This is a genomic window from Microbacterium xylanilyticum, assembly GCF_054654695.1.
The window spans coordinates 61,629-79,958 of sequence record NZ_BAAIEN010000002.1; the positions used below are offsets into that span (position 1 = coordinate 61,629).

At 71.7% G+C, this 18,330-nt stretch carries 17 protein-coding genes; 12 read left to right on the top strand and 5 right to left on the bottom strand.

Annotated elements, in window-relative coordinates:
• Positions 1-65 precede the first annotated feature (65 nt).
• Entirely contained in the window at positions 66-932 is an 867-nt protein-coding gene (locus tag ACYQ1L_RS00795) for a LysR family transcriptional regulator (protein ID WP_460002291.1), read from the top strand.
• Between the two features lie 91 nt (positions 933-1,023).
• Entirely contained in the window at positions 1,024-1,725 is a 702-nt protein-coding gene (locus ACYQ1L_RS00800; RefSeq protein WP_460002293.1) for a type 1 glutamine amidotransferase domain-containing protein, read from the top strand.
• A gap of 89 nt (positions 1,726-1,814) precedes the next feature.
• Here ACYQ1L_RS00800 and ACYQ1L_RS00805 read toward each other — a convergent pair whose 3' ends face one another.
• Both ACYQ1L_RS00805 and ACYQ1L_RS00810 read right to left on the bottom strand, forming a co-directional pair.
• A complete protein-coding gene (locus ACYQ1L_RS00805) occupies positions 1,815-2,594 on the bottom strand; it encodes a dienelactone hydrolase family protein (RefSeq protein WP_460002294.1) in 780 nt (259 codons plus the stop codon).
• 323 nt (positions 2,595-2,917) lie between these two features.
• Positions 2,918-4,366 (bottom strand): aminobutyraldehyde dehydrogenase, encoded by a 1,449-nt coding sequence (locus tag ACYQ1L_RS00810; RefSeq protein WP_460002295.1) that lies wholly within the window; start codon positions 4,364-4,366, stop codon positions 2,918-2,920.
• 100 nt (positions 4,367-4,466) lie between these two features.
• Between ACYQ1L_RS00810 and ACYQ1L_RS00815 the strand changes: the two genes are divergently transcribed.
• The 3 genes from ACYQ1L_RS00815 (at position 4,467) to ACYQ1L_RS00825 (ending at position 6,924) form a co-directional block, all read left to right on the top strand.
• The gene (locus ACYQ1L_RS00815) at positions 4,467-4,934 is read left to right on the top strand and encodes an Lrp/AsnC family transcriptional regulator (RefSeq protein WP_460002297.1); all 468 of its coding nucleotides are present in this window, start codon (positions 4,467-4,469) and stop codon (positions 4,932-4,934) included.
• Between the two features lie 92 nt (positions 4,935-5,026).
• Positions 5,027-6,421 (top strand): NAD(P)/FAD-dependent oxidoreductase, encoded by a 1,395-nt coding sequence (locus ACYQ1L_RS00820; protein WP_460002299.1) that lies wholly within the window; start codon positions 5,027-5,029, stop codon positions 6,419-6,421.
• Positions 6,418-6,924, top strand: a complete 507-nt coding sequence (locus ACYQ1L_RS00825) for a cupin domain-containing protein (protein ID WP_460002300.1) — start codon at positions 6,418-6,420, stop codon at positions 6,922-6,924. Before ACYQ1L_RS00820 ends, ACYQ1L_RS00825 begins: the two co-directional genes overlap by 4 nt.
• Before the next feature lie 6 nt (positions 6,925-6,930).
• Here ACYQ1L_RS00825 and ACYQ1L_RS00830 read toward each other — a convergent pair whose 3' ends face one another.
• The gene (locus tag ACYQ1L_RS00830; RefSeq protein ID WP_460002301.1) at positions 6,931-8,604 is read right to left on the bottom strand and encodes a PucR family transcriptional regulator; all 1,674 of its coding nucleotides are present in this window, start codon (positions 8,602-8,604) and stop codon (positions 6,931-6,933) included.
• Between the two features lie 102 nt (positions 8,605-8,706).
• Between ACYQ1L_RS00830 and ACYQ1L_RS00835 the strand changes: the two genes are divergently transcribed.
• Complete coding sequence (locus ACYQ1L_RS00835) at positions 8,707-10,206, top strand: CoA-acylating methylmalonate-semialdehyde dehydrogenase (RefSeq protein WP_460002302.1); 1,500 nt, start codon at positions 8,707-8,709, stop codon at positions 10,204-10,206.
• Positions 10,207-10,224: 18 nt separating this feature from the next.
• Positions 10,225-11,628, top strand: coding sequence for an aspartate aminotransferase family protein (locus tag ACYQ1L_RS00840; RefSeq protein WP_460002304.1), 1,404 nt, complete (start codon positions 10,225-10,227; stop codon positions 11,626-11,628).
• Between the two features lie 122 nt (positions 11,629-11,750).
• On the opposite strand, the gene ACYQ1L_RS00845 is transcribed toward ACYQ1L_RS00840, so the two are convergent.
• Complete coding sequence (locus ACYQ1L_RS00845; protein ID WP_460002305.1) at positions 11,751-12,374, bottom strand: histidine phosphatase family protein; 624 nt, start codon at positions 12,372-12,374, stop codon at positions 11,751-11,753.
• A 239-nt stretch (positions 12,375-12,613) separates the two neighbouring features.
• A complete protein-coding gene (locus ACYQ1L_RS00850) occupies positions 12,614-13,813 on the bottom strand; it encodes an AI-2E family transporter (RefSeq protein ID WP_460002306.1) in 1,200 nt (399 codons plus the stop codon).
• 183 nt (positions 13,814-13,996) lie between these two features.
• On the opposite strand from ACYQ1L_RS00850, the gene ACYQ1L_RS00855 reads away from it, so the two are divergent.
• The 5 genes from ACYQ1L_RS00855 (at position 13,997) to ACYQ1L_RS00875 (ending at position 18,302) form a co-directional block, all read left to right on the top strand.
• A complete protein-coding gene (locus tag ACYQ1L_RS00855; RefSeq protein ID WP_460002308.1) occupies positions 13,997-14,293 on the top strand; it encodes a chorismate mutase in 297 nt (98 codons plus the stop codon).
• A gap of 266 nt (positions 14,294-14,559) precedes the next feature.
• Positions 14,560-15,474, top strand: coding sequence for an SIS domain-containing protein (locus tag ACYQ1L_RS00860; protein WP_460002309.1), 915 nt, complete (start codon positions 14,560-14,562; stop codon positions 15,472-15,474).
• Positions 15,475-15,484: 10 nt separating this feature from the next.
• Positions 15,485-16,432, top strand: a complete 948-nt coding sequence (locus ACYQ1L_RS00865) for an ROK family protein (RefSeq protein WP_460002311.1) — start codon at positions 15,485-15,487, stop codon at positions 16,430-16,432.
• Positions 16,429-17,439 carry a 1-phosphofructokinase family hexose kinase gene (locus tag ACYQ1L_RS00870; protein ID WP_460002313.1) on the top strand — a complete coding sequence of 337 codons (1,011 nt, stop codon included), beginning with the start codon at positions 16,429-16,431 and terminating at the stop codon, positions 17,437-17,439. Before ACYQ1L_RS00865 ends, ACYQ1L_RS00870 begins: the two co-directional genes overlap by 4 nt.
• The gene (locus ACYQ1L_RS00875) at positions 17,436-18,302 is read left to right on the top strand and encodes a class II fructose-bisphosphate aldolase (protein WP_460002315.1); all 867 of its coding nucleotides are present in this window, start codon (positions 17,436-17,438) and stop codon (positions 18,300-18,302) included. The genes ACYQ1L_RS00870 and ACYQ1L_RS00875 overlap by 4 nt, the downstream gene beginning before the upstream one ends.
• The last annotated feature ends 28 nt before the right edge of the window (positions 18,303-18,330 follow it).

Genomic DNA, 18,330 nt, shown 5'->3' on the forward strand with positions numbered 1-18,330 from the left:
GAACACCCATCTCACAGGACGGCCCCGGGAGTGATCCCGGGGCCGTTCCGCGTACAGTGGCGGACGTGAGCGCCCCCAGCCTCGACCACCTGCGCACCTTCGTCACGGTGCACCGCACCGGATCCGTCACCCGGGCCGCACAGCTGCTCGGCCTGTCGCAGGCGACGGTCTCCGCGCATGTGCAGGCGGTGGAGGCGGCCGTCGGCTTCCCCGTGTTCGAACGCGGCCGCACCGGGGTGACGACCACGCCGAAGGGCGTCGAGCTGGCGCGGCGCGTGGCCGCGCATGTCGACGCCATCGAGGACGCCCTGCTTCCGGGACTCGCGGAGAGCGCCGCGCCGGCCATCCACGTCGGCGGAGCGGCGGAGATCCTGTCGGTCAAGGTCGTGCCGCGGCTCGATGAGCTGATCGATGCCGCGAACGCCCCGATCCGCTTGGCGTTCGGGCTGGCGCAGGAGCTCCTCGACGCGCTCGCCGGCGGGACGCTCGACGTTGTGGTCAGCGCCGTGCCCCCGCAGCGGGAGGGCATCACGGCCATCCCCTTCTACGACGAGGAGTTCGTGCTCGTCGCCGCACCAGCCTGGGCCGCCGCGGATCCGGAAGACGTGCCGGTCGTGGCCTATGCGGAGAACCTCCCGATCGTGCGCCGCTACTGGCGCAGCGTGTTCGGCCGTGCGCCCTCCGCACTGCGCATCGTGGCCGTGATCCCCGACCTGCGCGGGATCCGGGACGCCGTGCGTACGGGGATCGGGATGTCGGTGCTCCCCGAGTACCTGGTCGCCGACGACCTGCGCACGGGTGCGCTGATCGCGCTCGACGAGCCGGAGATCCCGCCGCTGAACACGCTCCACCTCGCCACGCGCAGCGGCGACGTGGAGCGGTTCCCGGCGATCGCCGCCACCGCGGAGGCGCTGCAACGGATCATCTGCTGACGATACCTCGGGAATCCGATGGCTGCGTTCGATTCCTCGACGTCGCCGGGATCCGCAGGGGGAGGAGCATGGACGGGTCGAAAGGACCCACATGCCGAAGATCCTCATGGTCGTCACCGCGGCCGACTCCCTCACGCTCGCCGACGGCTCCGCCCATCCCACCGGGTTCTGGGCGGAGGAGCTCGTCGTCGCCCACCGCGAGCTCACCCGCGCCGGCCACGACGTCGTCATCGCGACGCCTGGAGGCCGCGTCCCTCCCGTCGACCCGGGATCGCTGAACGCGGAGGTCGTCGGCGACGCCGACCGCGTGGCGGAGTTCCGCGCGTACCTCGACGCGATCCGCTCCGACCTCGACCACCCGATCGCGCTGGACGAGGTGTCGACCGCCGACTACGCGGCCGTGGTGCTCCCCGGCGGTCATGGGCCGATGGCCGACCTCGCCGTCGACGAGCAGCTCGGCCGGATCCTCGTCGCGGCCGACGACGCGGGGCTGCCGATCGCACCGTTCTGCCACGGTCCGGCCGGGCTGCTCAGCGCCACCTCCGCCGACGGCTCGTTCGCCTTCGCCGGGCGCACGCTCACCGTGTTCACCGACGAGGAGGAGCGCACCGGCGGTCTCGGCGAGAACAGCCCGTGGTTCGTCGCGTCCACCCTGAGCGAGCGCGGAGCAGTCGTGCAGGGCGGGGAACCCTGGACCTCGCACGTCGTGCGCGACGGCAACCTCATCACCGGCCAGAACCCGCAGTCCAGCCACGCCGTGGCGCAGGCGCTGCTCGACGTGCTCGCGGACTGACCGGGCCCCCTTCGTCTCGTCGCTGCGCTCCTCGCTCAGGGACCGATGTGCACCGGTCCCTGAGCGAGCGCAGCGCGACGAAGGGCCGGTCAGCGCCGCGGCGCGAGATGCCGGGCGTAGAACCGTCCGGCATCCTCCGCGGCGTGCGGTGGCACGCCGGTGTGGCCGCCGAGGTTGGCTTGCAGCGTCTTCTCCGCGGATCCGAACGCGTCGAACACGTCCAGCGCGCGCTGCCGGTCGTTGCCCTCGTCGTCCCACTGCAGCAGCACGTGGACGGGGATCGTGACGCGGCGGGCCTCCTCGAACATCCGCAGCGGCACGTAGCTGCCGGCGAACAGCCCGGCGGCGACGACGCGCGGCTCGATCGCGGCGAGCCGGATCCCGATCGCCAGCACGCCGCCCGAATAGGCGACGGGGCCGCCGATCTCGGGGAGGGCGAGCAGTGCGTCGAGCGCGGCCTGCCACTCGGGTACCGCGCGCTCGACGAGGGGCAGCACGAGCCGGTCGATGACGTCCTCGCCCGGCCGTTCGCCGGCGTCGAGCGCCTGCCACAGTTCGGCGCGGGCTCTCTCGAGCTCGGGCAGCGGCGGCCGGCCGCCGTTGCCGGGGAGTTCGAGCGCGACCGCGGCGCAGCCGAGCTCGACCGCGGCCCGCGCGCGGGCATCCAGCCGGGGACGCATGCGGGCGAGGCCCGGCCCGGACGGGTGGCCGAGCAGGATCAGCGGGACGGGCGTCGCAGCGGACGCGGATCCGGGCATCCACAGGGTGCCGGGGATGCCGCCGTCGCCGCCCAGGACGAAGTCGCGTTCGACGATGCTGTCGCCGCGCGGTCGTGCGGAGGTGAAGGTGAGTTCAGGGGTGATGTTCATGGTCGTGCCTTTCGGGAGTGCGCTTGCGCGGCGCTCCCGGACGACCTATCGCCCGACCGTGGCTCCGATCAGGAGCGCCCACGTCGATTCGTTCATCGGGACCACCTCCTGTTCTCATGCCAGCACGGCGTAGGCGACAGTAGCACGCTCCGCAACGGCCCGTTAAGCGGATCCCGCCCCGAATCGCCGAGGAATCGGGGGAATCCGTCGGCGATTCGGGACACCGTCGGCGAATCGGGACACCGTCGGCGAATCGGGACACCGTCGGCACCCTTCGTCTCGCCTTCGGCTCGCTCAGGGACCGGTTCATGCCCCGCGACGGATCAGTCGAGCGCGCTCATCACGTGCTTGATGCGCGTGTAGTCGTCGAAACCGTACTGCGACAGGTCCTTGCCGTAGCCGGAGTGCTTGAAGCCGCCGTGCGGCATGTCCGAGACGAACGGGATGTGCGTGTTGATCCACACGCACCCGAAGTCCAGATCGCGGGAGAACCGCAGCGACCGGGCGTGGTCGGTCGTCCACACGGATGCGGCCAGTGCGTAGGGCACGTCGTTCGCGTACCCGAGCGCCTCGTCGTCGTCCTGGAACGACTGCACGGTCAGCACGGGGCCGAAGATCTCGTTCTGCACGGCCTCGTCGTCCTGGCGCATCCCCGAGACGATCGTGGGCTCGAAGAAGTACCCCACGTCGCCCTGGCGCTTCCCGCCCGTCTCGATCACGGCGTGCGCGGGCAGGCGGTCCACGAATCCCTGCACCTGCGCGAGCTGCGCGGCGCTCGACAACGGGCCGAAGAACACGCCCTCCTCGTGCGGCGCCCCGGTGCGGGCATGCGTGCGCACCCGCTCCACGAGCGCCTTCACGAGCTCATCGTGCACCGAGGCGTGCACGATGACGCGGGTCGCCGCCGTGCAGTCCTGACCGGCGTTGAAGAACGCTCCCGTCACGATCCCCTCTGCGGCCTTGGCGATCGAGGCGTCGGGGAACACGATCGCCGGGGCCTTGCCGCCGAGCTCCAGGTGCACGCGCTTCACATCGGCCGCCGCTGATTCCGCGACCGCCATGCCCGCGCGCACGGATCCGGTGATCGCGACCATCTGCGGGGTCTTGTGCGCGACGAGGGCGGCCCCCGTGCTGCGGTCGCCGAGCACGACGTTGAGCGTTCCGGCGGGCGTGTGCTCGGCGACGATCTCGGCGAGCAGCAGCGTGGTGAGCGGCGTCGATTCCGCCGGCTTCAGTACGACCGTGTTGCCCGCGGCGAGTGCCGGCGCGATCTTCCACACCGCCATGTTCAGCGGATAGTTCCACGGAGTGACCTGGCCGATCACGCCGATCGGCTCGCGGCGCACGTACGACGTGTGGCCGGCCATGTATTCGGCGGCGGCCCTGCCCTCGAGGCTGCGGGCGGCACCGGCGAAGAAGCGCAGCTGATCGATCGACTGGTCGATCTCGTCGGCCACGAGGTTCGTGCGCGGCTTTCCGGTGTCCTGCGACTCCAGGTCGGCGAACTCCTCGGCGCGGGCGGCCATGGCGTCGGCGATCCGGAACAGAGCGAGCTGACGCTGAGCGGGGGTGGTGTCGCGCCAGATCGGGAACGCGGCGGCCGCGGCGGCGTAGGCGGCGTCGATGTCGCTCTGGTCCGAGATGGGCGCCTGCCCGTACACCTGCTCGGTGACGGGGTCGATGAGGTCCATGCGGCTCTCACCGTGGGCGGCGACGGCGCGTCCGCCGATGAAGTTCTGCAACAGTGCTGTTTCAGACAGGGTGCTCTGCATGCTGATCAGGATAGGCGAAGATCAACGAAATCGGAAGAAAAGAGGATCTGATTCTGCGAAATCAGTTGCATCAATAGATTCTGAGTGTCAGGATTGTCATATGAGCGACAAGCCCAAGGTGCCCGTGCTGGACGACGTGTCGAAGCGGATCATCGAGCTGCTGCAGGAGGACGGCCGTCGGCCCTACGCCGAGATCGGTCGTGCGGTCGGTCTCAGCGAGGCCGCCGTCCGTCAGCGCGTGCAGCGTCTCACCGACAGCGGTGTGGTGCAGATCGTCGCCGTGACCGATCCCCGCCAACTCGGATTCTCCCGCATGGCGATGCTCGGGATCCGCGTCGACGGCGATCCGCGTGTCGCCGCAGAGGCGCTCACGAATATTCCGGAGATCGCATATGTCAATGTGACGCTGGGGTCCTTCGACATCCTCGCCGAGGCGATCTGCGAGAGCGACGAGGATCTGCTCGAGCTCATCGCGACCCGGATCCGCACCATCGAGGGCGTCTCGCACACCGAGTGCTTCCTCTACGCGGGGCTCCACAAGGACCTCTACAACTGGGGCACGCGCTGACCCGCTGACCCTTCGCTCCCGACCGCGTCGCGGCGGGGCGCTGCGTCGCGCCTCGGCGCACCGACCACCCACCCTTCTGGACAAGGAAACCCATGGGAACCACCGTCTTCGAACGACGGCTGCCGAGCGCCTCGGTGATCGAGCGCTCTCTTGAGAACTCCGCGCACGCGGTGTTCTGGCTCGACGACGTCGAGCGCACCGCATATCCGACGCTGTCGGGCGAGGTGCGCGCCGACCTCGCGATCGTCGGAGGAGGGTACGCGGGACTGTGGACCGCGATCCGAGCCAAGGAGCGCGACCCGCAGCGCTCGGTCGTGCTGCTCGAGGCGAACCGGGTGGGCTGGGCCGCGTCCGGCCGCAACGGCGGCTTCTGCGAGGCCAGCCTCACGCACGGCTACGAGAACGGGCGCAATCGCTGGCCCGAGGAGCTGGACGAGCTCGAGCGCCTAGGGCTGGAGAACCTCGACGGGATCGAGGAGGCCGTCACGCGCTACGGGATGGACGTCGACTGGGAGCGCACCGGACAGCTGGCCTTCGCCGTCGAGCCGCACCAGGTGGCGTGGATGGAGGGAGACGGCTTTCTCGACGAGGCCGCGGTGCAGGCCGAGGTGCACTCCCCGACCTACCTCGCCGGATCCTGGAACCGCGAGGGGTGCGCCATGGTGCACCCGGCGAAGCTCGCGTTCGAGCTCGCCCGCGTCGCCACCGAGCTCGGCGTGCGCATCTTCGAGCGCACGCGCGTCACCGGGCTCCGCGGCAAGGGCGTGCAGACCGTGATCGCGGAGAACGGCTCCGTGGTCGCGGACCAGGTCGCGCTCGCGACGAACGTGTTCCCGTCGCTGCTCAAGCGCAATCGGCTGATGACCGTGCCGGTCTACGACTACGCGCTCATGACCGAGCCGCTCACCGCGGAGCATTACGACGCCATCGGCTGGAAGAACCGACAGGGCCTGGCCGACAGCGCGAACCAGTTCCACTACTACCGGCTGAGCGCCGACAACCGGATCCTGTTCGGCGGCTATGACGCCGTCTACCACTTCGGCGGCAAGGTTCGCGAGGAGTACGAGGATCGTCCGGAGACGTGCCGCAAGCTCGCCGCGCACTTCTTCACCACGTTCCCGCAGCTCGAGGGGCTGCGGTTCACGCACCGCTGGGCCGGTGCGATCGACTCGTGCAGCCGGTTCTGCGCCTTCTTCGGCACGGCCCGGGGCGGCCGTGTCGCGTACGCGACGGGGTTCACCGGGCTCGGCGTCGGCGCCACCCGGTTCGCGGCCGATGTCATGCTGGATGAGCTCGCGGGGCTGGAGACCGAGCGCACCCGGCTGGAAATGGTGCGGACGAAGCCCATCCCGTTCCCGCCCGAGCCCGCCGCGTCGATCGGGGTGAACCTCGTTCGCGCTGCGATGAACCAGGCCGACCACAACCAGGGCCGGCGCAATCTGTTCCTGAAGACGCTCGACGCGGTCGGCATGGGGTTCGACTCATGACCGCGCGCCCTTCCGGCACTGCTCCGGTCCCTGAGCCTGTCGAAGGGCCCGGAACCGGCACCGCTCCGGTCCCTGAGCTCGTCGAAGGGCCCGGATCCCGCACCGCTCCGGTCCCTGAGCTCGTCGAAGGGGCCGGAACCCGCCTGCCCGCGGCCGGCACCGCGATGACCGACCTCGAGCTCGCGCACGAGCCGTTGCCCGCGTCCGAGGTGCTCGCCGGCGCCCCGACGACGGCGACCGCCGTGCTCGACGACACCGGCGACCGCGAGATCGGCGTCTGGGAGATGACGCCCGGCACCGCGACCGACACCGAGGCGGACGAGCTGTTCGTGGTGCTCTCCGGGCGCGCGACGATCGCCTTCGCGGATCCTTCGCTTCCCGATCTCGAGATCGGACCCGGATCCGTCGTGCGTCTGGCCGAGGGCATGCGCACGACCTGGACGGTGACCGAGACGCTGCGGAAGGTCTACATCGCCCGAGTGGGTCCCGATCAGGGCGCGTGACGGAGGTCAGCGCCCGTGCGCGAGCAGGGCCAGGTGCAGGGCGGAGAGGGTCTCGCCATCGTCGAGGTCGGCGTCGAGCAGGTCCGCGATGAGCGCCAGCCGCTGGTAGAACACCGAGCGGGACAGGTGCGAGGCGCTCGCCGCGGCCGTGCGGTTGCCGGGATGCGCCACCACGGCGCGCAGCACGCGGAGCAGGTCCCCGTCCGTGGCGTCGTCATGCCGGATCAGCGGGCCCAGCAGGCGCGCGCTGTGCTCCTGCAGCCGGTGATCGCCGCTGAGCTCGGCGGCGAGGCGGGCGAGCGGCCGGTCGGCCACGCGCAGCACCGTTCCGGCCTCGGCCTGGCGGGCGAGGCGCCGCACGATCGGGATCGCGGCGAGCAGCTCGGTCGTGGAATCGGCCGGGTCGCTGACCGCGCCGGATCCGAGGTCGGCGACGAGGGCGTCCGGAAGGCGGGATCCGGCGGGAAGGGAGACGAGCAGGATCCGCTCTCCGTCCACGACCGCGGACAGAGTGCGGACGCCTCGCCCTTCGTCTCGCGGGGACCCGCCCTGAGCGAGCGTGAGCGCGTCGACGGGTCGCTCAGGGACCGGGGTGATGGTCGCCGGGCCCGCCGCGACGTACAGCGTCCGGCCGCGCACGGGGAAGCCCGATGCCTCCAGCCGGGCCTCGATGTCGGCGACCGTCGTGTAGCGCTCGCCGATCAGTGCCGCGATGAGGCCCTCGGCGCGCAGCCGAGACCAGGCGCCCTCGCCGTCGGCGAGCCGGGAGAGCGCGAGCGCGGTCGCGGCCTGCTCGAGCACCGTGGCGGGGCCGGCCGGGTGCGGCGGTCCGGGCAGGGCGATCAGCTCGCCCCACTGCGTGCCGCGCGCGGCGACCGGCACCCGGGTCCATTCCGGCGGGAGTCGCCGCGAGCGTCCGGGCCAGCCGCCGAGCAGCTCGGCCTCGGCGAGGCCGGCCGTGTCGGCGGCGACGACCTCGTGCGCCAGGTCCTCCAGGACCACGGGTGCGTGCAGCGCCCGGGCGGTCTCGCGCACGACGACCTCGACGGGGGCGCCGCGCAGGGTCAGCGCCGTGAACAGCTCGTGCAGGCGCTGCCGCTCCTGCAGCGCTTCCACCTGGCCCGCGATGATGCGGCGGTGCACCTCCTCGGTGACCGTGACGAACTTCACCTCGCGGTCGAGGGTGACGAGCGCCAGGTCGCGCGAGCGGCACGCGGCGACGAGGGGCGGCGGCACGACGGCGAACCGCGTGCCCAGCTCCAGCACGATGCCGGCCAGCCCGGCGTCGGCCAGCTCGCCGACGAGACGGTCGAGCGCTGCGGCGTCGCCCGGCCAGCCCGCGCCGGTGGTGAGCAGCAGCTCGCCGCCGTCGAGCAGTGCCGCGACGCGGTCGCTGTCGGAGACGTGCACCCAGCGCACCGGCGCGTCGAGGGATCCGGCCAGCACCTCGGGGATCCCGGCCTGGAGCGAGGGGACCCGGAGGGCGTCAGCGACCGTCGGCAGACCCGGGTCGCCCTTCGCCTCGCCCGCGGCGCGGACGTCCTCGCTCAGGGACCGGGGGTCAGGGCCCTTCGTCTCGTGTAGCGGTTCCCGAGCGAGCGAAGCGAGACGAGGGGCGCTCAGGGGCGGGTCCGGACGATCTGTCCGATCCGAGGCGAAGTCCAGACGATCTGCGGGCACGGATCCATCCTCTCCTTTGCCAGCATGGGAGGACAAGCCCGCGGACGCGTCCGATCAGAGTGTCCGGAACCTGCCCACCACCGAACCCGAGGAGCACCACCCGTGACCCTGATCCCGCATTTCATCGCCGGCACCGAGACGGCCGACGCCGAGCGCACCGGCCCCGTGTACAATCCGGCCACCGGCGAGGCGCACCGCACTGTCGCCTTCGCGAGCGCCGCCGAGGTGGAGCAGGCGATCGCCGCCGCGAAGGCCGCCGGCCCCGCGTGGCGCGCGACCAGCCTCATCAAGCGCGCGGACGTGTTCTTCCGGCTGCGCCAGATCCTCGCGGAGCGCACGCCCGAGATCGCCGCGATCGTCACGAGCGAGCACGGCAAGGTGCTCTCTGACGCGGCGGGCGAGGTCTCGCGCGGCATCGAGAACGTCGAGTTCGCCGCCGGCCTGGTGCACCTGCTCAAGGGCGAGCACGCCGAGCAGGTCGCGCGCGGCGTCGACGTGCACTCGGTCAAGCAGCCGGTCGGCGTCGTCGCCTGCATCACCCCGTTCAACTTCCCCGTGATGGTGCCGCTGTGGATGGTCGCCTCCGCGATCGCCTGCGGCAACACCGTCGTGCTGAAGCCGAGCGAGAAGGATCCGTCCGCGGCGATCTGGCTCGCGAAGGCGTTCCAGGAGGCGGGCCTGCCCGACGGCGTGCTCAACGTCGTCAACGGCGACAAGGTCGCGGTCGACACCCTCCTGGACTCGCCCGACGTCAAGGCCGTCAGCTTCGTCGGATCCACCCCGATCGCGAAGTCGATCTACGAGCGCGCCTCCGCGAACGGCAAGCGGGTGCAGGCCCTCGGCGGTGCCAAGAACCACATGGTGGTCATGCCCGACGCCGACATCGACGCCGCGGCGGCCGCCGCCGTCTCCGCCGCCTACGGCTCCGCGGGCGAGCGCTGCATGGCCGTCTCGGTGCTGGTGGCCGTGGGCGACGTCGCCGAGCCCCTGATCGCGTCGATCACGGAGAAGGTGCAGAACCTGCGCATCGGCAACGGCACCGACGCCGCGAGCGAGATGGGCCCGCTGGTCACCCGCGAGCACCGCGACCGCGTGGAGAGCTACGTCTCGGGAGCTGAGGCGGAGGGCGCGACCGTGCTCATCGACGGCACGCAGCGCGTCGCGGCCGGCGAGCGGCTCGACGAGAACGGCTTCTTCACCGGCATCAGCCTCATCGACCACGTCAAGCCCGGCATGAAGGTGTACGAGGACGAGATCTTCGGCCCGGTGCTCTCGGTCGTCCGCGTGGCCAGCTACGCGGAGGCGGTCGAGCTCATCAACGCGCACCAGTTCGGCAACGGCACCGCGATCTTCACCCGTGACGGCGGCACCGCCCGCGAGTTCGAGTTCGACATCGAGGTCGGCATGGTCGGCGTCAACGTGCCGATCCCCGTGCCGGTCGGCGCGTTCTCCTTCGGCGGCTGGAAGGCCTCGCTGTTCGGCGACTCGCACATCTACGGCCCCGAGTCGATCCACTTCTACACGCGCTCCAAGGTCGTCACCACGCGCTGGCCCGACCACACCCCGGCGCAGGTCGACCTGGGCTTCCCGAGCAACCACTGAGACGGAAGGATCAGGATCATGACCGTCACCACCGAAGCCGCGGCGTTCACCGACCGCCACGGAGTGCCGCACGCCCTTCCCGACGCCGCCGCCGACGCGCAGGTGCGCGCCGATGACCGCGCGCACGTGTTCCACTCCTGGAGCGCGCAGGCGCTCATCGACCCGGTGCCCGTCGCCGCCGGCGAGGGATCCACGTTCTGGGACTACCAGGGCAACGCCTACCTCGACTTCTCCAGCCAGCTGGTGAACCTCAACCTGGGTCACCAGCAGCCCGACCTCGTCGCCGCGATCCAGCAGCAGGCCGGCCGGCTCGCCACGATCCAGCCGTCGATGGCGAACGACGTGCGCGGCGAGCTCGCCCGGCTGATCGCCGAGGTCGCCCCCGAGGGCATGAACAAGGTGTTCTTCACCAACGGCGGCGCCGACGCCAACGAGAACGCCGTCCGCATGGCGCGCGCGTTCACGGGACGCCGCAAGGTGCTGTCGATGTACCGCAGCTACCACGGCTCCACCGCCACGGCCATCTCGCTCACGGGTGACCCGCGGCGCTGGGCGAACGACGGAATCGACAACGGCACGGTGCGCTTCTTCGGGCCGTACCTGTACCGGTCGGCGTTCCACTCGGAGACCCTGGAGCAGGAGTCGCAGCGCGCGCTCGAGCACCTCGAGCAGACCATCCAGCTCGAGGGCCCCGGCACGATCGCGGCGATCATCATCGAGACGGTCGTCGGCACCAACGGCGTGCTCGTGCCGCCGCCCGGGTACCTGCAGGGCGTTCGCGAGCTGTGCGACCGCTACGGCATCGTCTACATCGCCGACGAGGTGATGGTCGGGTTCGGGCGCCTGGGGGAGTGGTTCGGCATCGACGCGTTCGACGCCCAGCCCGACCTCATCACCTTCGCGAAGGGCGTGAACTCGGGATACGTGCCGCTCGGCGGCGTGGTGATCTCCGACCGCATCGCGGCGGCGTTCGACACGGTGCCGTTCGCCGGCGGTCTCACCTACTCGGGTCACCCCCTCGCGTGCGCGGCGGGCGTCGCGACCTTCGAGGTGTTCCGCCGCGACGGCATCCTGGAGCGCGTGCGCGACCTCGGCACCCGAGTCGTGGAGCCGACCCTGCGCGCCTGGGCCGAGAAGCACCCCAGCGTCGGCGAGGTGCGCGGCCAGGGCCTGTTCTGGGCGGTCGAGCTCGTGCGCTCGAAGGAGACCCGCGAGCCCCTCGTGCCGTTCAACGCGGCCGGGGCGGACGCGGCCCCCATGGGCGCGTTCGTCGCCGCGGCGAAGAAGGGCGGCGTCTGGCCGTTCGTGCACTTCAACCGCACCCACGTCGCGCCGCCGCTCGTGATCGGCGAGGACGAGCTCGTGCGCGGTCTCGCCGTGCTCGACGAGGCGCTCGACGTCGCGGACGGCTACACCGCCTGACGGCCTGCGTCTGAACACCGGATCCGGTCCCATCCGGGGAAGGGATCCGGTGTTCTTGCGTATCCGGGTCGTCCGAAAGCGTCGGGGCGACCCGGCTCAGCGGGCGACGGAAGATGCCGCTCTCAGCCGGCGACGGGATCCGTGGCGGCGATGCGGTCGACCCGCCAGCCGTCGTCGACGCGGTGCACGGTCGACACGGAGAGGTTCTCCGGGCCCGAGGTGAGGTGGTCGAGATCGACACCGAGCGCATCGAGCAGGGTGAGGATCGTGATGCCGCTCGTCACGACGAGGACCTCGGATCCGGCCTCCGCCACCTCGTGCAGCGCCTCGGTCGCGCGCCGGGCCACGTCGGCGGGGGACTCGGCGAGCGGATCCACCTCGGCGAGGGTGTCGAGCGTCTCCATGAACGGGTTGTCCGCCGCCACGTGCGCCGCCATGTACTCGAAGAACGCGGTCGCGCGCTCCGCCTCGAGCTTGCCGAAGCACAGCTCGCGCCAGCGCGGATCCGATTGCGCCTGCAGCTCCGATCCGGCTGCCTCGAGCAGCCGTGTCGCGGTCTCGCGATGGCGGATGCCGTCGCCCGAGAACGCCGCGTCGAACCGGATCCCGGCCTCGGCGAAGTCGCGGCCGCGCTCGGTGGCCTGGATGCGCCCGAGCTCGGTGAGCGGCGCGTCGGACCAGCCCTGCATCCGCTCCGCCGCGTTCAGCATGCTCTGCCCGTGCCGCACCACCCAGATCCGCGTCATGCTTTCAGCCTAGGACGGGGGCCGACACCGGTCGCCGCCTGCCGCCGCGAGGGCGCCGCCGTGCACTACCGCGCGTACCGGCTGCGCTGACGAGGCGGCGGCGTCGCAGAGCTGACTGGTTCAGGTCGCACTTTCTGCTCTTCCCGGGCAGTTTTGGAGCAGAAGATGCGACCTGAACGGAGTGGATCCGGCTGGCGGTGCCGCGCGGCTGGTCAGCCGGCACCGACGCCGGGCGGTGATCAGACCCGGGCGTCCTGCCGCGGGATCCAGACCTGCTTGATGATGATGAGGATCGACGCGGTCACCGGAACCGCGATGAGCGCACCGAGCAGACCGAGCAGCGTGCCGCCGACGAGGGCGCCGATGACCACGAGCGAGCCCGGGATCGAGATCGCCCGGTTCATCACCCGCGGCGTGATGACGTACGCCTCGATCTGGATGTAGACGAGGTAGATGATCGCGAACACGAGCGCCAGCACGGGGTTCACGAACAGGGCCACCACGGAGCCGAGCACGAGGAACAGCAGCGGACCGACGAGCGGGATCAGCGTGATGAGGAACGCCAGGGTCGCCATGAGGGGCGGGAAGGGCAGCCCCAGCACGAGGTAGAGCACCAGCACGACCATTGCGTTGATGAACGCGAGGATCACCATGCCCATGACGTATCCGCCGACGGCGTCCACGATCTGGGTGCTGATGCGGTCGATGCCCCCGCGGTTGCGCGCCGGCGCGAGCTGGAGGAGTCCGGTCTTCATCGACGGCAGCGTGGCGAGGAAGTACAGCGTCAGCACGATGACGATGAGCACGCCGGACAGTCCGGAGGCGATCGCGCCGCCGACCTGCAGCGCGCCGCCGCCCAGCTGCGTGAGCTGCTGGGGATCGCTGAGGAACTTCTGCGCCTGCGACTGCAGCTGCGCGATCAGGTCGTGCAGCCCCGCTCCGAACTGCTTCTCCATGAAGTGGTACAGGTCGGTGCGGGTGAAGGCGGCGATGGTCTCCGGGAACGAGGTCGCGAACTGCGCGATCTGCTTCACGACGATGGGCACGATCGACCACACGATGAGACCGAGGACGACTGCGAAGGCGAGGATCACGATCACCACCGCGAGGGCTCGCTTCATCCGGTGGCGCTCGAGCCACTGCACGGCGGGCTCGAGGCCGAGGGCGGCGAACAGGGCGAACGCGATGTAGATGAGCACTTCGGACAGGCTGCGCAGCGCCAGACCCAGGAGGATCGCGGACAGGCCGCCGAGGGTGACCAGGAAGCCGAAGACGAACGGACGGTCGATCCGGGTCCAGATGGAGGCGGTGGGGGCGGCGGCCTCGACGACGCGGGGCGGCTGTTCGGCGGGCTGCGGCGCGGCATGCCTCTTGAGCCTGTGTCGCCGCTTGCCGTTCTCGGGGGCGCTGTTCCTGCGTCGGGAGTGGTCGGCCGTCATGACTTCACTGTAGGTGACAGGATCCGCGTGGCCCGGGAGTGCGGGGGAAGAGGACGCGAACGGTGTTCTGCCGGGCCGGGGAGCGGATCGCCCGCGGACGGATGCCGAGGCCCCGGGCCGGCGCTATCGTCGGAGGGTCGCGAATTCCCCGACAGCACGTCCGCCGCCCGGTGAGGAGCCCTCATGACCGCCACCGATTCCCGCACCGAACTGCTGAGACTGCGCGCCAGCATCGACAACATCGATGCCGCTCTGATCTTCATGCTCGCCGAGCGGTTCCGCTGCACGCAGCAGGTCGGCGTGCTCAAGGCCGAGCATGAGATGCCGGCGTCGGATCCGAACCGCGAGGAGCAGCAGGTCGCGCGGCTGCGCGCGCTCGCCGAGGAGGCGCATCTGGATCCCGAGTTCGCCGAGAAGTGGTTCAACTTCGTCGTCGCCGAGGTGATCCGCCACCACACCGAGGCCGCAGAGTCGCGCTGACTCCCGGAGGTCGTCGTCACCGCTCCGCTCCTCTGCTCGCACCCGGCGCGCATGCGCGGCTCCGGTGCGGGGCGGTGCTGCGGTGCACGTGCGGCAGCAGTGCCGCCTTCGCCGCTCAGCGGCGCCTTCGGCGTGCGTGCGGAGGAGCCTTCGGCGTGCCCGCAGAGAAGAACGTGCAAAATAGAAGTGACGGAAAGTGATCGTTTTGTCGTAAGATCAAGCAAGGTCACGCACGATGCGTCGGCCAGAACCGCCGAGGAGGACGCATGACCGACCCGAACGAGAAGCTCGCCCCCGGCGCGCACATGCGCGCGGAGCTCGAGTCGCAGCCCGAGACGTGGGAGCGCGCCGCCGGCATGACCGCCGAGCAGGCGCTGCTGCCGGCGAAGGGCCAGCGCGTCGCGGTGATCGGCTGCGGCACCTCCTGGTTCATGGCGCAGTCGTACGCGGCGCTCCGCGAGCGCGCCGGCTTCGGCATCACCGACGCCTACGCGGCCAGCGAGGCGTTCCTGGACCGCGACTACGACGCCGTGGTGGCGCTCACCCGGTCCGGCACGACGACCGAGGTGCTCGAGCTCGTCGACCAGGTGAAGGGATCCGGATCCGCTCCGCGCGTCGTCGGCGTGATCGGCGACGAGACCTCTCCGCTCGTGGGCATGGTCGACGACGCGATCGTGCTGCCCTTCGCCGACGAGCGCTCCGTGGTGCAGACCCGGTTCGCCACGACCGCGCTCGCCCTGTTCCGCGCGTCGCTCGGGGAGGACCTCACCGGGGCGATCGCCGACGCCCGCACCGCCCTCGCCGACGTCGACCCGACGCTCGCGGGCGCCGAGCAGTACACGTTCCTCGGCCGGGGCTGGACCATCGGCCTGGCGCACGAGGCCGCCCTGAAGATGCGCGAGTCCTCGCAGTCGTGGACCGAGTCGTACCCGTCGATGGACTACCGCCACGGTCCGATCGCCATCGCGGCGCCCGGCCGCATCACCTGGCAGTTCGGCGCGGCCCCCGAGGGGCTCGACGCCCAGGTCGCCGCGACGGGCGGACGCTGGGTGCAGCACACGATCGACCCGATGGCCGATCTCGCCCGGCTGCACCGGGTGGCGCTCGACCGCTCCCTCGCCGCGGGCCTGAACCCGGACGAGCCCCGCAACCTCACCCGCTCCGTCATCCTCGAGGACTGAGGGAACCGCCATGCCCGTAGCGGATCCGCTCGCGCAGCCGGCGGAGCTCGGCGGCGGTGCGCCGGTGCTGGCCTTCGACGTCGGCGGCACCGACATCAAATCCGCGCTGTTCGACGCGGACGGGGCGATGCTCGGCCTGCGTCGCACTCCGACGCCGGAACCCGGACCCGACCTTCCCGAGCGGCTGGTGGCGCGACTGGTCGAGCTGGGTGCGGAGCTGCGCAGGGAGCATCCCGGGGTGGATCCGGTCGCGGTGGGGCTGGTCGTGCCCGGCATCGTCGACGAGGTCGCCGGGATCGGCGTCTTCGCGAGCAACATGGGCTGGCAGAACGCCCCGATCCGCGCCCTCGCCGAGAAGGCGTTCGGGCTCCCCGTCGCCTTCGACCATGACGTGCGCACCGGCGGCTGGGCCGAGCACGTGCTCGGCGGCGGCCGGCCGTACGCCGATTCGATCGTGCTCATCATCGGCACCGGGATCGCCGGCGCCCTGGTGCTGGGCGGAGTGCCGTTCACTTCGGGCGGATACGCGGGGGAGGTCGGGCACTCGCCGGTGGCGGACGAGCCGCTGTGCGCGTGCGGCGCCCGGGGGTGCCTCGAGGCGATCGCCTCCGCCGGGGCGATCGCGCGGCGCTACACCGCGCGCACCGGGATCGTCGTGGACGGGGCCAAGGAGGTCCTCGCGCGCGCCGGTGCGGGCGACGAGGACGCCGCCGCCGTCTGGGACGAGGCGCTCGACGCGCTCGCCCTGTCGATCGCGCAGCTCACCGCCGTGATCGCGCCCCAGGCCGTGGTGATCGGCGGCGGACTGTCGCGCGCCGGCGGCGCGCTCTTCGACGAGCTGCGCACCCGGCTGCAGGCGCGGCTGAGCTTCCACCGCATCCCGGATCTGGTTCCCGCGCAGCTGCTCGGCAACGCGGGGATCCTGGGCGCGGCGCTGCGGGCGAGGAGCCTTCGATGATCGTCACCGTCACTCCGAACCCCGCGCTCGACCTCACCTGGCATGTCGACCGGATCGTGCCCGGGGGCACGCACCGCGCCGAAACCGGCGTCGCCCGGGCGGGCGGCAAGGGGCTGAACGTCGCCCGGGTGGCCCACGCGCAAGGCGCCGCCGTGCGCGCCCTGGCCACCGCCGGCGGAGCGACCGGCGCCGAGTTCGCGGCGGAGCTGGCCGCATCCGGCGTGCCGCACGAACTCGTCGCCGTGCAGGGCGCGACCCGCCGCAGCATCGCGCTGGTCGACGCGCACCTCGGCGACACCACGATCGTGAACGAGCGCGGCGTGAACCCCGCTCCCGCCGAGTGGGAAGCGGTGAAGGACGCGGTGCGTCGGGCGCTCGCGGAGGGCGAGGCGGGCTCGGCGAAGGCGCCGGCCGCACGCGGCCCCCGTGGGCGCAAGCCGGTGCTCGTGGTCTCCGGATCGCTGCCTCCGGAGGCACCCGACGACCTGCTGCCCGCGCTGATCCGACTCGGTCGCGATGCCGGCGCGGCGGTCATCGCCGACACCTCCGGGCCCGCGCTGCTGGCCGCCGCCGATGCGGGTGCGACGGTGCTCAAACCCAACGCCGCGGAGCTCGCCGAGGCGACCGGCATCGCCTACCCCATCGAGGGCGCGTGCGAACTGCTGCATCGCGGCGCGTCGCTGATCCTGCTCTCCCGGGGTGCCGACGGGATGCTCGCCGTGACCTCCGAGGAGATCGTGCGCGCGCGCCTCGCGGAACCCCTGGCGGGCAACCCCACCGGCGCCGGCGATGCGGCCGTCGCCGCGTGCGCCGTGCTGCTCGCGCGGGGCGTCAAGGATCCGACCGCGCTGCTGCGCCGGGCGACGGCGTGGTCGGCGGCCGCCGTGCTCATGCCGGTGGCCGGCGAGATCCACGCGTCCTGGTCGGAGCTGGAATCTGCTTTGATCGTTGACAGCCCGTCGTTGACGGCGCTGCGCCGGCCGTCTGCCGAAAGGACTCCCCGATGACCCTCGTCTCCGCGCGCGATCTCGTGCATGATGCCGCCCGCCGCGGCACGGGCGTCGGCGCGTTCAACGTGATCCACCTGGAGACCGCCGAGGCGCTCGTGGCGGCGTCCGCCCAGGCGGAGCTGCCCGTGATCCTGCAGATCTCGCAGAACTGCGCCGACTACCACGGCGGCCTCGAGCCGATAGCGCTCGCCACGCTCGCGGTCGCCCGCAGAGCCGCGACGCCCGTCGCGGTGCATCTCGACCACGCCGAGCGGACCGACCTCGTCGACGAGGCCATCGCGCTCGGATTCGGATCCGTCATGTTCGACGGCGGCGCGCTGGACTACGCCGAGAACGTCGCCCTCACCGCGCAGGTCGTCGAGCGCGCGCACGCCGCAGACGTGTACGTCGAGGGCGAGTTGGGCGAGGTCGGCGGCAAAGACGGCGCGCATGCGCCCGGCGTCCGCACCGACCCGCAGGAGGCGAGGGCGTTCGTCGCGGAGACGGGCGTCGACGCGCTCGCCGTGGCGGTGGGCTCCTCGCACGCGATGACCGACCGCACCGCTGCGCTCGACGTCGACCTCATCGCGCGCCTGCGTGCGGCGCTGCGCGGAGCCGGCGAGGACGGCGCCGACGTGCCGCTCGTGCTGCACGGGTCGAGCGGGGTGCCCGACGACGCGATCGTCGCGGCGGTGCGCGCGGGCATGACGAAGATCAACGTGTCCACGCACTTGAACGGGTTCTTCACCCGCGCCATCCGGCAGCGGCTGGAGGAGGACCAGCGGCTCGTGGACTCCCGCACGTACCTCGCTCCCGCGCGTGACGCCGTCGCCCGCGAGGCCGCACGGCTACTGCGACTGTTCGCCGGGACGGAGGCGTGACGACGATGACCGCGACAGGGATCCGCGC

What these genes read in the sequence shown, in the direction of transcription:
- ACYQ1L_RS00800 (WP_460002293.1), top strand. Translation starts at nt 1,024, where the DNA reads ATGCCGAAGATCCTCATGGTCGTCACCGCGGCCGACTCCCTCACGCTC.
- ACYQ1L_RS00805 (WP_460002294.1), bottom strand. Translation starts at nt 2,594, where the DNA reads ATGAACATCACCCCTGAACTCACCTTCACCTCCGCACGACCGCGCGGC.
- ACYQ1L_RS00810 (WP_460002295.1), bottom strand. Translation starts at nt 4,366, where the DNA reads ATGCAGAGCACCCTGTCTGAAACAGCACTGTTGCAGAACTTCATCGGC.
- ACYQ1L_RS00815 (WP_460002297.1), top strand. Translation starts at nt 4,467, where the DNA reads ATGAGCGACAAGCCCAAGGTGCCCGTGCTGGACGACGTGTCGAAGCGG.
- ACYQ1L_RS00820 (WP_460002299.1), top strand. Translation starts at nt 5,027, where the DNA reads ATGGGAACCACCGTCTTCGAACGACGGCTGCCGAGCGCCTCGGTGATC.
- ACYQ1L_RS00825 (WP_460002300.1), top strand. Translation starts at nt 6,418, where the DNA reads ATGACCGCGCGCCCTTCCGGCACTGCTCCGGTCCCTGAGCCTGTCGAA.
- ACYQ1L_RS00840 (WP_460002304.1), top strand. Translation starts at nt 10,225, where the DNA reads ATGACCGTCACCACCGAAGCCGCGGCGTTCACCGACCGCCACGGAGTG.
- ACYQ1L_RS00845 (WP_460002305.1), bottom strand. Translation starts at nt 12,374, where the DNA reads ATGACGCGGATCTGGGTGGTGCGGCACGGGCAGAGCATGCTGAACGCG.
- ACYQ1L_RS00850 (WP_460002306.1), bottom strand. Translation starts at nt 13,813, where the DNA reads ATGACGGCCGACCACTCCCGACGCAGGAACAGCGCCCCCGAGAACGGC.
- ACYQ1L_RS00855 (WP_460002308.1), top strand. Translation starts at nt 13,997, where the DNA reads ATGACCGCCACCGATTCCCGCACCGAACTGCTGAGACTGCGCGCCAGC.
- ACYQ1L_RS00860 (WP_460002309.1), top strand. Translation starts at nt 14,560, where the DNA reads ATGACCGACCCGAACGAGAAGCTCGCCCCCGGCGCGCACATGCGCGCG.
- ACYQ1L_RS00865 (WP_460002311.1), top strand. Translation starts at nt 15,485, where the DNA reads ATGCCCGTAGCGGATCCGCTCGCGCAGCCGGCGGAGCTCGGCGGCGGT.
- ACYQ1L_RS00870 (WP_460002313.1), top strand. Translation starts at nt 16,429, where the DNA reads ATGATCGTCACCGTCACTCCGAACCCCGCGCTCGACCTCACCTGGCAT.
- ACYQ1L_RS00875 (WP_460002315.1), top strand. Translation starts at nt 17,436, where the DNA reads ATGACCCTCGTCTCCGCGCGCGATCTCGTGCATGATGCCGCCCGCCGC.